The sequence below is a fragment of the Myxococcus sp. MISCRS1 genome (genome assembly GCF_026626605.1).
Taxonomy (GTDB): domain Bacteria; phylum Myxococcota; class Myxococcia; order Myxococcales; family Myxococcaceae; genus Myxococcus; species Myxococcus fulvus.
Genome location: NZ_JAPNKB010000001.1, coordinates 8,784,332 through 8,798,996, shown reverse-complemented (window position 1 = coordinate 8,798,996; position 14,665 = coordinate 8,784,332). Strand labels below are relative to the sequence as shown.

General features: G+C 72.4%; 2 protein-coding genes. Both read right to left on the bottom strand.

Annotation, left to right across the window (positions count from 1 at the left end; genetic code table 11):
* Positions 1 to 88 precede the first annotated feature (88 nt).
* Positions 89 to 2,203 carry an adventurous gliding motility protein GltJ gene (gltJ, locus tag OWM54_RS35310; RefSeq protein ID WP_267700275.1) on the bottom strand — a complete coding sequence of 705 codons (2,115 nt, stop codon included), beginning with the start codon at positions 2,201 to 2,203 and terminating at the stop codon, positions 89 to 91.
* A gap of 137 nt (positions 2,204 to 2,340) precedes the next feature.
* Positions 2,341 to 14,616 carry a tetratricopeptide repeat protein gene (locus OWM54_RS35305; RefSeq protein ID WP_267700274.1) on the bottom strand — a complete coding sequence of 4,092 codons (12,276 nt, stop codon included), beginning with the start codon at positions 14,614 to 14,616 and terminating at the stop codon, positions 2,341 to 2,343.
* Positions 14,617 to 14,665 lie beyond the last annotated feature (49 nt).

The window sequence follows — 14,665 nt, the reverse complement described above, 5'->3', positions numbered from 1 at the left end:
GAAATTCAGCCCTCACGAAAGCGAACACTCACATGGGACCCTGGCGTGACACACATGTCGCCAAGGACCCAGATTCTTCCTCTCCCGCTCAGAAGGTGAACGGGAAGTCGATGGGCTCGCCCTGCTTCTTGTGCTTCGGGAACGCCCAGCTCTTGATGAGCCCGGTGATGCAGGTCGCCATGTACGTGCTGCGGTACTCATCCGACTTGCAGGTGACGTTCGACGTCTTGCCGCTCGTCTGGATGGTCCACCGCATCACCAGCTTGCCGCTGAGCATCGGGTCCTTCTTCTTCTGCTCGTTCACGCACTTCACGATGGCGGGCTTGTTGTTCAGCACCACCTCCATGATGTCGGAACGCTGAAGGGTGTCTCGCACCCCGCCCCCGCCCGGCTCGGGAGGGATGTAGGCCGTGGGACGATTCTCCGACGCCTTCGGCTCGGGCTTCGACTTCTTCGTGCCGAACAGCTCGTCGAAGTCGTCATCACCATCGCTCGAGGACGGCTTCTCCGCGCGCGCCACGGGACGCTCCTCGGTGTCCTCCCGGCGAGAAGACGAAGAAGACGAGGAGCCGGAGGCACGCCGAGGCGTCGTCGTCCGCTCGACCTTCGCCACCGCGTTGTCCAGCGGTTGCTTCACCGCATCCGCCGGCGGCGTCGCGGGCACCTGCCCCGCCACGGGCTGCGCGGCCACGGGAGGCGGCGTCGCCACGGGCGCGGTCGTGGGAGGCGTCGTGGGCGCTCCCGCGGCGGCCACGGCGGGGTTCGCCGCGCCCGCTGTATCAGGGGCAGGAGGCTGCGTCGGCGCTCCGGGCGCCGTGGCCACGACGGGCGGCGTCTGCGGCGGTGCGGCGACAGGTGCCGCCGCGACGGGAGGAGGCGTCACCACGGGCGGAGCAGCCGCCGGCGGCGTGGCCGCGGCGACAGGCTGCTGGGTGGGCGGAGCCTCGGGAGTGCCGCCCTTCGACGCCAGCGCCCAGGCTCCACCACCGAGCCCCAGGACGCCCACGACGATGCCGACGATCAACCCCACCCGGCCCTTGCCTCCGCCAGAAGGCGCCCCCCCGCCCTGTGCATAGGCCGGAGGGTAGCCCGCGGGAGGCGCATACGGCGCCGGGACAGGCTGCGCGTAGTGCCCCTGCGGCTGCCCATACGGCATCTGCGCCGGCTGGCCATAGGGCTGCTGCGGATAGGCATGCGACGCCTGCGGAGGCGCCATCTGAGCGGCCATCGCCGGCCCCGCGCCCATCAGCGACGGGGACGACACCGGCTCCGGAGGCGGCATCGGCACGTCGAGCAGGCGAGACTGCGACACCGGCTCACGCCCCAGCGAGGGCGCGGGCGTCGGAGGCGGCTTGGACAGCGCGTCGTTCTCCTCCTTCACGAGCGAGGCGAGCACGCTGGCGGCCGACGGCTTCCAGCCCACAGGCTCCTCGGAGGACGACGCCAGCACCACCGAGTCGCCCTTCGGCTTGCCCGCGCTGAACGCGGACTGCACGGGCCCCGGCTGCACCGTGGGCGTCGAGCCCGACACGGGCTCGGGCGCGACGATGGTCGGCTTCGACGGACGCGGCGCCAGCACCGACGCCAGCTCCGCCGTCTCCGACAACGGAATCCAATCGCTGAAACCCGAACGCCAGCACAGGCTGTCGGGCCCCACCTCGCCACGGTCCCACGCGTCCTTCACCTTCTCCACGGTGAGCGGCCCGACCTGCTTCTCGTCGATGGCCACGTACCACTCGTGAGAGGTGGCCGCGGGCTTCGGCTCCTCCTTGTCGGGCTCGTCCTCGGCCTCGGCCAGCTTGCGCACCGACTCCGTGGTGGCATCGCGCGCGGCGGCCTCTCCGGCGGCTTCACCCGCCGGAATCTTGTGCGTGCCGGAGCTGAGGACCTGGTCGAAGACCGCGCCGATTTCGTCCTCTTCCACGTCCGTGAAGAGGCCTCCCTCGGGCGGGGTCCCGAGCGTCGCGGGCAGCGAGGCGGAGGAGGACGAATCGGCCTCCTTGCCCTGGGTGCTCGCGCTCTCGGGAGCGGGAGAAGAGGTGGACGCGGGCTCGGACGGGGAATCCTTCCCCGCCGCGGCGCCCGCCGGGCGCACGGTGATGGTGTGGCCGCACTTCTTGCAACGAACCTTGACCCCCTTCGGGCCAACCTTGTCGTCGCTGATCATGTACTGCGCGCGGCAGCTGTCACAGACGAAACGCATCTTTTCCGCAAGCCTCGGAAATGACGGGAGAAATCCCGTCGGAATCGTAGAAGTGGCCACCCGAGGCGGTCAAGGATCAGTACCTCGACCGCCCGGTTGCTCATCAACGCGTGAACCCTTGCCCGGGTTCTACCGCGCTATCTGCGCACCTGTACCTCCACGTGTGTGCCAACAGCCACACGCAGGTGGTGCAGCTCCTCGGACGTCGCGAACACGAGCAACTCCTTGAGCTTGTTGCGAGGGGCGACGCGGAAGGTGGAGCCCGTCTCGCCCTGGACCAGCCGGCGCACCGGCTCCATCTCCCCGGCGACGAAGAGGCCCGCGCGCGCGGCCGTCAGCTCCGCGCCCTCCAGGAACTGACGCACCGACTGCGGCGTCGCCGTGGGGAGCCAGGCCCGGGCCGCCTTGGCGAGCGCCGCGCGGTCCACGTCCGTGAGGACCTTCTCCAGGGCCCGCCGCTCCATCTCCACGCCGTGGAGCGACTCGGCGACGCGCACATTTCCCACCACGAGGTTCAGCGCCGCCTGGAGGATGGCCTCCAGTCGCTCCGCCGGCACGTACTGCGCGAAGGCCAGCTCCGGACGCGCCAGCGCCAGCGCGCGGCCCAGGAGGTAGTACACCTCCTTCTGGCCCTGCTCCGCGAAGTACTTGCCGCCCACGCGGACACACGGCGGATGCGTCTGGAGCAGCTCCACGTTGACGAGCGGCTCGGGCGCGGGCTCGTTGGAGCGCTTCGCCATGCGCTCGCGCGTGGCCACGAGGAAGGGCGAGTACAGCTCCACCGCCTCCATGCCCAACAGGCGCGCCACGTACCGGTAGTGGTGCACGTGGTACTCCTGCGCGCTGGCCACGTCGATGCGGTGCTTCTTCGGCACGAGCTGGTACTGGGTGAAGGGCACCGCGTACAGGTGTCCCGCCTTGGCGAAGAGCAGACCGAGCAGCTCCGCCAGCGGCCCTCGCGCCTTCGGGTGGAACAGGTGCGTGTGCCACAGCCGGTCGTCGACCGGGCGCTGGGCGACCTCCTTCTTCTTCGCGTAGGGCCCCAGCTTGGAGAGGATCTCCTTCTCGTCCTCCCCCGCTTCACCGAGCAGCCCCGAGGCGGCCTGGGCCGCGAGCCACGCCAGGTCGTAGTCCTTGCGCAGCGCCGCGAGCCGCACGAGCTGACCGCAGATCTTCCGCGCGTCGGTCGTGTGAGGCAGCGCGCGACGGAGCGCGGCGATGGCCTCGTCCTCCTTGCCGGGCAGGTTGCCGGCGAGCTCGGCGTACGTCTCCTGCACCACAGCATCGTCCGGCAGGCCCTTGGCGGCCACGCCGTAGGCGGCCACGGCGCCCTCCGGGTGCTTGAGCACCTGGTGGTACAAATCCCCCAGCGCGCGCCACAGCGCCATGCGCGCCACGTGCGTCTCCGGCGTCTTGGGCAGACGGCCGAGCATCTTCGTGTAGTTCTCCTCCAGCGACTTCCACTGCCGGGCGCCACCGAGCATCGCCTCGAGCGAGCTGAACGCCTCGACGAAGCGGGGGTCCAGGTCCAACGCCGCGTTGAACGCCTGGCTCGCGCCCTCGACGTCCTTCAGGTCGTCACGGCGCAGCTCGCCCAGGGCGAACCAGACGCGCTTGGCCTTGTGCGGCTCCGACGCCAGCGCGGGGAGGGCCAGCATGCGCGCCAGCACGTCCGCGGCCTTCTGCCCCTGCCGCGTCTCACGCAGCAGCACGTAGAGCTGGTCCATCACCTCCAGCGCGTCGGGCTGGACGCGCAGCGCGCCGGTGAAGGCGTCGATGGCCATGTACGGGTCGTGCAGCTCATCGCGGGAGATGCGGCCCAGGTCCAGGTACACCTTCACCTTGGCCTCGCCCTCCAGCACGCCGACGAGCTGCTGGCGCAGGTCCGCGGACTTCTCGAACTGGCCCGCCTTGTCCATCAGCACCACGAGCGCGCGCAGCGTGGGCTCGTGGCCCGGGTCGATGGCCAGCGCCTTCTCGAAGTGGTTCTGCGCGCGGTCCGCCTGGTTGAGCGCGGCGTGGATGTCACCCAGCTGCCAGTAGACCTCCACGACCTCCAGGTCCGTGAGCTCCTCGCGGTGGTGGATGAGGATGGTCTGGAAGACCTTGAGCGCGCCCTCGTAGCGGCGCGTCTGCACGAGCAGGTTGCCGTAGCCCTCGAGCGCGGGCAGGTACGTCGCGTCGCGCTCGTACGCCGTCTCGTAGCAGCTGAGCGCCTTGTCGCGCCGGCCCAGCTTCTCCGCCACGTAGCCCAGCCGGTAGAGCTGGCGGCACAGGTCCGCGGCCGTGGCCGCGTCCTTCTCCACCATCGCCTTCTCCGACAGCTTGCGCGTGACGATGTCGAGCATCCGCTCCGCGTCGGACCACTGCTCGTGGGCGATGTACACGTCCGCCAGCGGACGCGCGGCCTCGATGCTGTCCGGGATGTGCTTGAGCGCCTCCTCCCAGTAGCCCGTGGCGGTGTCGCGGTCCTCGCGCGTCTCCGCGTGGTAGCGCGCCACGTCCAGCAGCGCCTTGCCCTTGGCGACCGGGTCCTCGGTCTGCTCGGCCTCCTGACGCAGCGTCTGCTCGTAGCCGCTCCAGTCCTTGTCCTGCTCTAGGATGCCCTTGAGGGCGCGGAGGCTGGGCAGGTGGCCCGCGTCGATGGCGATGGCCAGCTGATAGGCGTTCCGGGCGCTGCCCGTGTCCATCAGCATGTCCTCGTTGATCTTCCCGAGGCGGTAGTACAGCTCCACCGCGTCCTTCGACTGGCCGGCGAGCTCCGCTTCCTTCTGCAGCATCTCCAGCGCGAAGGGCCAGTTGCCGCTGCGCTCGTACAGCTTGCCCAGCGCGTGCAGCGCGGGCCGGCTGCCGGGGTCCGCCGCGAGCGCCGCGTGGTAGCTGTTGACGGCCCGGTCCACCGCCTTGAGGTTCTGGTACTGGACGTTGCCGATGTCCACGTACAGCTCCGCCTGCTCCTCGGGGCTGACCGCGAGCGAGAGCTGCCGCTCGTAGGCGTTGATGAGGTCTTCCCAGCGGCCCTGCACCCGACGCAGGCGGATGAGGACCTTGATGGCCTGGACGTTCTGCGGATCGATGGAGAGCACGCTCTCCACGCACACGTCCGCGTTGGCCGGGTTCTGGTACTTGTCCTCCCAGATGGTGGCACTGCGGAACAGGACGCGGACCTTCTCGCGCCAGTCGTCGCTCAGCTCCAGCATCCGCTCGTAGATGGCGAGCAGGTCCGCGGGCTGGTCCAGCTTGGTGTGCAGCCGCTCCAGCGACTCCAGCGCCTCGCGGTTGACCGGGTCCAGCTCCAGCGCCTGACGGTAGGCGGCGACCGCGGACTCGTCGTCCGAGAGGTCGCGCTCGAACACCCCGGCGACCTCCACCTGGATGCGCGCGCGCTCCTCGGCGGTGTCCGCGAGATCCCTGGCGCGCAGGAGCGTCATGGCCACGTCGCGCCACGCGCGCTGCCGCCGGTACAGCGCGGTGAGCACGCCGAGCGTCTCGGTGTCCGGCTCCAGCTCCAGCGCGCGCAACAGCGCGCTCGCGGCCTCGGACGGGTCCTCCAGCTTCTCGTCCCAGACGCGGGCAATCTCCCGCAGGATGCCCTTGCGCTGCTCGATGGAGCCGGCGGCTTCGAGCTTCTGCTCCAGCGCCACCACGTACTCGCGCTCGTGGCCCCGGCGCTGGAACACCGCGGCCAGTCCATCCAGCGCGGTGGCGTTGGTCGGGTCGAACTCGAGGATCTTCCGGAACGCCCCTTCCGCGGCCTGCGGGTCATCCAGCCGCGTGTCGTGGACCCGCGCGAGCGTCGCGTACAGCCGCTCGGCCAGCGGCCCACGGGGCAGCTCGTCCGCGACCTCCTCGTAGACGGCCGCCAGCTCCTCGTGGCTGCCCGTCTCGTCCGCCAGCCGCTCCACCTCCTCGCGGAGCGTGTCGTCCGAGGCATCCAGCTGCAGCGCGCGGCAGAGCGCCAGGAAGGCCACGTCCTTCTGCCCCAGCCGCTCCTCCTGCACGCGAGCCAGCTCGCGCAGGGCGGCCATCTTCTCCTCGTCCGTGACGAAGTGGGGCATGTACCGGTCGACGGCCGTCGCGTAGGCGCGCCAGTCGTTGTACGTCCGGTACAGGTCGCACACGCGCTCGTACGCCGTGCGGTTGGCGGGGTCCAGCTCCAGCACCTTCTCCAGCGCTCCCGTGGACTGCTCGGGCTTGCCGCCCGGCCCCGCCCACAGGTCCGCCACCTCGTAGTACGTGGCGACGGCGCGCTCACGCTCCTCGGCGCCCAGGTGCACCTGCACCTTCAGCTCCAGCGCGCGCACCGCGTCGTTCCACGCGCGCAGCGAGACGAACAGCGTGTGCACGCGCTCCAGCTCGGCCACCTGGTGGGGCTCGACCTCCAGCGCGCGACGGGCGGCGTCCAGCGACTCCTCGCGGCGCCCCATCCCAGCGAGCACCTCCGCCAGGCGCAGGCGCAGCGCCTTCACGCCCTCGCTGTTCTCCTGGAGCGGGATGAGGCGGCGCAGCACGCCCACCAGCTCCTCGCGCTGCTCCGTCTCGTCGTACAGCTCGCGCAGCGTGTCCAGCACCGCGCGGTTGCGCGCGTCACGGTCCAACGCCGCCTTGAAGTACGCAACGGCGGCCTCGGGCTGCTTGAGCAGCCGGTACACCACGCGCCCCAGCCGCTCGTTGAGCCGCACCACCTCACGGGGGTCCAGCGTCATCGACAGACGGCCCTCGAGCAGCGCGCGCAGGTCCTCCGGACGGTTCGCCCGCTCGTACAGCGACTCGAGCGCGGAGAAGGCCTGGTCGTTGCGCGCGTTCTTCGTCAACAGCTCGCGGTACAGCTCGATGGAGCCGCCCAGGTCCGACAGCCCCTCGGCGGACACCTGCGCCATCTTCGCGAGGACGCGGTCCCGCTCCGCCCCCGCCACCTTCTCCGACTGGAGCTTGAGGATGGCGTAGAGCTTCTCCGACGCGGAGGCCGCCTCGTAGATGCCCTCCAGGAGCCGCGCGGACGCCAGGTGCCCGGGCTCCAGCTTGAGGATGCCCTCGTAGGCGCTCGCCGCGCGGTCCGGACTGTCCAGCCGCTCCTGGTAGAGCTGTCCCAGGCGGAAGAGGTAGCCCACGCGCTCGGCCTGCTCGGTGGCGCCGGTGACGAGCGCCTCCAGGATGCCCGCGAGCTCCGGCCACGCCTGCAGCTCCAGGTACAGCCGGTCCAGCGCCACCAGCGCCTTGGCCTGCACCGCGACATGCAGCGTGCGCGCCCGCTCGTAGTACGAGACGGCGCGGTCCGAGTCCCTCAACTTCGACTCGAGCAGCTGGCCCAGCTTCAGGCACACCTGCGCCGCGTCGGCGGCCTCGGCCACGCGCGGCAGCGCCTCCTCGTACGCCGCGACCAGCTCGTCGTAGCTGTCCGAGGCATCCGTGGCGTTCTCCAGACGACGGCGCACCTCACCGTCGTTCGGGTCCTCCTTGAAGGCGCGGAAGAGCGCCAGGAACGTCAGCTCCGACTCGCCCTGCGACTCGCGCAGCGTCGCCAGCTCGCCCAACAGCGCCTTTCGCTCGAAGGCATCCGTGGACACGCCCACGCGCGTCTCGATGAGCTGCGCCAGCCGCGGCACGTCGCCGCTCGCGCGGAAGGCGCGCAGCAACGTCTCCACCGCGAGCAGGTTCTGCGGCTCTCGCGACACCAGCGCCTCCATCCGGCCCACCGCGCCCGGATGGTTGGGCTGCACCGTCAGCACCTCGCCGTACAGCGCCAGCGCGCCCGTGCGGTCCAACAGCCGCGTCTCGCGCACCGAGGCCAGGCGGAACTTCAGCTCCAGCCCCGCCTCCGGAGGCATCAGCGCGATGCGGCGGGCCAGCACGTCCGCCAGCTCCGGCCAGCGCTCCTGCTTCTGGCACAGCGCCTCCATGCGCTCCAGGCCGGCCACGTCGTCCGGCTTGAGCTCCAGGAGGCGCCGGAAGGTCGCCAGCGCGCCCAGGGCGTCCTGGAGCTGCTCCTCCTGCAGGTGTCCGATCTGGAAGAGCACCGCCGCACGGCGCGCGGGCTCCTCGGCCACCGCCAGCTGACGGCGCAGCACCTCGAGCAGCTCCGTCGGCTTGCCCTGCGACGCCACCAGTCGCACGGTGCCATCCAGCGCCTCGGCGTCCGTGGGCCGCAGCTCGAGCACGCGCTTCCAGGACGCCAGCGCCTCGGCGGGCTCGCCCAGGTCCGTCTGCAGCCGCGCCAGCGCGCGGTACAGCTCGGCGCGCGCCGCGTCTCCCGCCTTGGGCGCCACTTCCATCAGCACCGCGCCCAGCTCCTCGGGGGCCTCGGCGCGGTCCACCAGCGACACGCACAGCTCCAGCGAGCGCAGGTCATCGGGCAGCTCACGCAACGCGCGCGTCGCGGCGAGGAAGCCCATCTCCGCGTTCTCCAGCGGACCGGCGTACATCTCGGCGATGCGGCGCAGGAGCGCGGCGCGCTCCTGGGGCACCGCCTCCGCCGACACGCGCGACTCCAGCATCTCCACCTGCTTGAGGTGGTTGCCGACGGCGACGAAGACCGGCTCCAGCGCGCTCGCGGCCGCGCCACGCAGCGGGCTCTCCGAGCGGGCCATCTCCTCGAGCGCACCCACCGCGCCCGCGTGTCCCGCCCGCCGCTCCAGCACGGACTGGTACAGCTCCAGCGCCCCGCGCGGGTCGTCCAGGCGCGAGAACTTCAGGCGCCCCAGCCGCACGCGCAGATCGGACGACTCCTCCTGGGCACCGCGCGCGTCGGCGAGCTGGATTTCACGCTCGATGTGCTGCGCCAGCTCCGGCCAGCGCTCCATCTCCGCCAGCACGCGCCCCAACAGCTTGAGCGCGTTCGCGTTCTCCGGACGCAGCAGAAGAATCTCGCGGTACGCCTGCGCCGCCAGCGCCTTGTCCGCGAGCGTCTCCTCGGCCAGGTGCGCCAGCTCGAACAGCAGATTCACCTGCGACGCCGCGTTCGGCTCCGCGGCCACCTGCCGCCGCATGACCAGCCCCAGCTCACGGTGAGCCCCCGTGCGCCGATGGACGCGGGCGATGGACTCCAGCACCGCCTTGTTCTTCGGGTCCCTGCGACTCACCTCCTCCAGCGCGCGGACCGCGAGGTCGTAGCGCTTGAGGCGGTTGTCGTAGAGCGCCGCCAGCCGGCGCCACAAGTCCCCGGCGAGCGGCTCCTGCGTGTCCCGCTCGAGCTGGTCCTCGTACGCGCCCGCGACCTCCTCGAACGAGCCGGAGTCCGCCGCGAGCCGCTCCAGCTCGTCGCGCACCGACGTCTCCTGCGGGAACTCGTTGAACGCGCGCAGCCGCGCCACGAAGGCCAGCGACGTCTGCCCCAGCGCCTCGCGCAGGGTGGCGATCTCCTGGATGTGCTCCAGCCGCCGCTCCGGCGCCACGCCAGGCAGCAGCACCTCCATCACCTCCACCAGCTTCCGGGTGTCGTTCAGGCCCCGGTAGACGGGCTCCAACAGGCGCGCCGCCTCCACGCGGGGCCCGTCGTGCGCCATCAGCCGCTCCAGGCCCGCCACCACCTGGCCATCCCCGGGCGCAAGCTCCAGGAGCCGGCGATAGACGGGCAGCGCCTCCGCCGGGCCCACCTCCTTCTCAAGCAACTGCGCGCGCTTGAGCAGCCAGCCCCGCCGCGCGGCGTCGTCGGCCGCGCCGTCCGCGAGCTGGTCCAACACGTCCGCCTGCTCCACGAAGCGCCGCGCCTTCGCGTACAGCCGCTCCAGCGCGAGCAGCCCCTCGGGCAGCCGCCGCAGCGCCAGCGCCGAGCGGTACGTCTCGATGGCCCGGGCGTCCTCACCCGCGTTGGCGTACGCCTCGCCCGCCTTGAGCAACAACCCCACGCGCTCCTCTGCGTCCTGGGAGAGCTGGGCCTGACGCGTGTAGACCTCCGACAGGCTCTTGGCGTTCTGGCCCTTCTCGTACAGCCGGGACAGCGCCTCCAGCGCCTGGCGGTCCTGCGGCGCGTCCGCGAGCAGGTTCTTCCAGAGGCGCGCGGCCTCCTCGGGCTGGTCCAACGACTCGCGCAGCTCCGCGGCGCGGCGCAGCAGGTCCAGCGCGGCGGGGTCACCCTCGGTGAGCTCCACCGCCGCCGTCTCGTAGATCTCCGCGAGCACCTCGTGCGAGCCCGTCTCGCGCGCCAGGCGCTCCAGGTCGGGGCGCACACCGTCCCGGTCCAGGCCCTGCGCGAAGGACTTCACCGCGGACATGAAGGCCAGCGACGGCTGGCTCATGTCGCGCTCGTAGATGCGACGAATCTCCCCGGCGAGGAGGATCTTCTCCGTGGTGAGCGCGGACTCCATCCGCGCCTCGCGCAGCGACACGCGGCGGGCATGGTCCCCCACCTGCACGAGCACCGGGTCCAACACATCCAGCGCGGCGCCACTGGCGGACACCGCCGCCTTCACCCACGCCTCGAGCGCGGCGCGAGCCCCGGGGTGACCCGAGTCCTCCGCGAGGATGCGCTTGTAGAGCCCCAGCGCCGCGTTCGAGTCGTCGAGCACCGTGCGCTGCAGCTCGGCCAGGCGGAAGGAGACCTCGCGGCCCTGCGGGCTCTGTCCTTCCTGATTGCGGCGCAGCGCCAGCGCCCACGCCAGGTCCTGATGGCGCCCGAGCTCCGTGTAGAGCCGGTCCAACGTGGCCGCGGCCTCGCGGTTGCCGGGGTCCCGCTGGGCGATGGCGCGCCACGCCTCCGCCGCGCTCTCCAGGTCCGACAGGCGGGCCTCGTGCAGCAGCGCGGCCTCGCGCAGGAACCCGAGCTGCTCGGCCGGCTCCGGCGACGCGGCCGCCAGCTTCTCCAGCACCTCCGCCAGCGCGGCCCACTCCTCGCCGCCTCGATGCAGCCGCTGCAAGGCGCGCAGGCTGTCGAGGTTGCCCGGCTCCAGCACCAGCAGCGCGCGCAGGGCCTTCACCGCGCCCGCCTTGTCGTCGAGCTTCTTCTCCTGCACCTCGGCCAGCTCGCGCAGCAGCGCCGCGCGCGCGGAGCCCACGTCCCCCTCCTCCGCCAGCTCCTCGATGATCTCCGCGTAGCTGTCCAACGCGTCGGCGTCCTCGGCCGCCTGACGCGCCGTGGAGCGAAGGCCCGCGTCGCCGGGCGCCAGTCGGAGCGCGCGGGCCAGGGCCGCGAACGCCAGCTCCGGCTGCCGCAGATGCGCCAGATGCACCTGCGCGGCCTGCCGCAGCACCTGCACCCGCGCCGCGTCGTCCTTGGCCACCTCCGCCAGCACATCCAGCGTGGCCACCAGCTTGCGGTAGTCCTTGGTCCGCTCGAGCGCGGGCAACAGCACGCGCGCCGCGGCCTCGCGCGCCGTGCCCGACGCCAGCATGGCCTCCAGCGCCGCGAGCGCGTCCGGGTCCGAGGGGCGCTGCAGCAGGATGTCCGCGTAGCTGCTCACCGCCTCCGCGCTGCCGTCCTGCAGGCCCTGCAGCAGTTGCGCGCGGCGCAGCTTCAGCCGCGAGACCTTGTCCGTCTCACCCGCCGACTCCGCCAGGCCAATCATCCGCGCCAGCGTGTCGCCCAGCTCCCGCGTGCGGCCGGCCTTCTCGTACAGCTCCGCCAGGCGCGGCAGGTGCCGCCCCTCCTCGGCGCCGTGCGAGAGCGCGGACTGGAGCGCCTCGGCGGCCTGCGCCGGACGCCCGAGCTCCGTGTTCAGGTCCACCAACTGGAGCAGCAGCTCCAGCTTCTCCGCGCCGCGAGCGCCCTGGATGCGCTTGCGCAGCAGCTCCTCCGCGTCCGCCGCGCGACCCGCGCGACCGTACAGGCGCACCAGTCGCTGCAACACCGCGCCCGACTCCGGAGCGCGCTCCACCGCCGCCTCGAGCGCGGCGATGGCCTCCGCCACCAGCCCGCCCTCCTCCGCCAGCCCCGCCGCCTCGGTGAGCAGCGACAGCGCCACCGCCGGGTCCTCGGCCTCCGCCGCCAGGGTACGCAGCACGCGCCCCAGCTCGGCGTGCGCCGACAGGTCCCTCGCCAGCCGCAAGGCCTCGCCGCGCGAGGACTCATCCCGAGGGTCCTCGCGCACCACGCGCACGCGCGTATCGAAGGCCGCGCGGCTGTCCGCGAGCTGCTTCTCGTGGATGCTCGCCAGAAGCGAGAACAGCCGCTTGCGCGCGGCCCCGTCCGTCGTGGACTCGAGCTGCTGCTGGAGCGCCGCCACCTGACGCTGGTGGTCGCCCGTGCGCCCGTAGTGCGCCGCCAGCGCCTCGGTGACTTCCTGCGTCCTCACGCCGGAGGCCGCCAGGCGCTCGAGGCCGCCCACCACCACGCCCGTGGACACGTTCTCCGTCAGCAGGCCCAGGAACAGGTCCGCCGCATCCTCCTGACGTCCCAGTCGCTCCGCGTACAGCTTGGCCTGGCGCGCCGTCCACTCGTTGCGCTCCAGCTGCGTCTCCGCCAGCGCCGCCAGCCGCCCCGCCAGCGCCGCCGCCTCGTCGAAGCGGGACAGCGCCACGCACAAGGCCTGCAGCCGCTGCACCGCGCCCACCTCGTCGGGCGCCAGCTGCGTCCACTCACGGACCAGCGGCTCCAGCTCCTCGGGCGGAGCGCCCGCGGCCTCGCGCCGCGTCACCTCCGCCTCGATGCGCGCCTTCGGGTCGTCCGCGAGCGCCGCGGCCGCCTGCAGCGACTTCACCGCCTCCGCGGCGGCCTCGTCACCGGGCACCCGCACCAGCACCTCGCGCCACGCCGCCTCCGCGCGCACGGGGTCCGCCAGCGGTCCCTCGAGCAGCTGCGCGAGCTGCCGCCACAGCGTCGCCGCGACCTCCACCACGGGCGCCGCCTGCGCCGCGCGCTGGAGCGCCAGGGCCAGCGCGGGCCGCGCGTTGGCCTTCTCCGCGTGCTCCACCACCGAGCCGAGCAGCAGCGGACGCGCCGGATCCAACTCCAGCGCCCGCGACAGCACCTCGAAGGCGCCGCGCGCGTCGTCCTTCTCCTCGAACATCAGCGCGAGCGCCTCGCAGAAGGCCACCCGCTCCGCCCTCGGACGGGGCGCCAGCAGCGCCAGGTCCAGCAGCGGCACCACCGCCTCCAGCTCCTCGTCCTCCGCCAGGAGCCGCGCCAGCTGGAAGGCCGCCAGCGCGTGCGTGGGGTCCAGCTTGAGCGCCGCCTCCAGGTGCGCGCGCGCCGCCGCGCCGTCCTTGAGCTGCGTCAGACACAGCTCCGCCAGCCGCAGGCGCATCGCCGCCTGGCCCGACTTGTCCTTCACGGTGCCCAGGTAGCGCTCCAGCACCACCACCGCGTCCTGCGCCCGGCCGCCCTCCAGCAGCTGCTCCGCCGTGAGGCTCGCCGCGTCCGCGCGCGACGGGTCCGCCGCCACCGCCTTCTCGAAGGCCGCCAGCGCGCCGGGCGCGTCGTTCAGCCGGCCCAGGCGCAGCGTGCCCACGCGCAGCCAGAGGTCCACCTGCGCGCCGCGGTCCTTCACCTCGCCCGCCATCGCTTCAATCTGCTCGATGGCCGGCGCGAAGTCCGTGCCCGCGCGCGCGGCCATCTTCTCGATGAGGGACAGGCCCTCCGGCATGCCCGGCCACAGCAGGAAGCAGCGGTCCAACGCCTCCTTCACCTTGCCGGCCGAGCCCGGGTCGTACCAGGCGAACAGCTTCGCCACGAGCAGCGACAGCCGCGCGGCGCTCTTCCTGTCGCGCTCCTCCAGCGACATGCCGCGCAGCATCCGCACGCGGTCGCGCCACGTCTGCTCGAAGCGCTGCAGCGCGCGGGTGGCCTTCTCCACGCGCGCGTTCTGCGGCTCCAACGTCCGCGCGACGTCGAGCACCCGCTGCGCCAGCTCGTGCTCGGTGGGGTCGTCCACCAGTCGCTCGGCGAGCGCCGCGTACTCCTCGGCCATGCCCGCGTCGCCCAGCGCCTCGCGCTCGCGCTCCAGCGCCTCGAACGCCGTCTGGAAGCGCTCCTCGGACAGGAGCAGCTGCCGCACCCGCCGGAAGATGGCCCGGTCCGACTTCGCGCGCGCAGCGCGCTGCAGGCACAGCACCGCCCTGTCGCGACGGAAGAGCTTCTGCTCGTAGAGGTCCGCCGCCTTCAGGTAGTGGCCCGCGCTCTCCTCGCCCTGGGTCGCGCTGCCCAGCTTCTCCAGCACGTCCGACAGCGCCGCGGCGTCCTGCCGCGACTCATGCAGGCGCTTGAGGCCACGAAGCGCCGGCAGCGGCTCCTTCGCCACCAGCAGCGCGCGCTTGAGCAGCTCCTCCGCCCGCGGCGCGTTGCGCTGCCGCTCGTGCGCGAGCTCCGCCGCGCGGCACAACAGGCGCACCGCTTCGTCACTGGCGACGTCGCGCGAGCGCCCCTCGTACAGGCGGATCAACTCCTCCACACGGCCGGCCTTCTCCAGGGCGGCCTCGGCTTCGACGAAGCTCCGGTCATCGGACACGCGCAGCGTGGGTCGAGCAGACGTGGGCTGTTGCATGGGGACGGCGGGCCTCGGGGGTGAAAATGGAACGCAGCGGGGGCGCCAG

Bases quoted from the DNA above. Each gene is read 5' to 3' on its own strand.
- gltJ (WP_267700275.1), bottom strand. From the start codon at position 2,203: ATGCGTTTCGTCTGTGACAGCTGCCGCGCGCAGTACATGATCAGCGAC.
- OWM54_RS35305 (WP_267700274.1), bottom strand. From the start codon at position 14,616: ATGCAACAGCCCACGTCTGCTCGACCCACGCTGCGCGTGTCCGATGAC.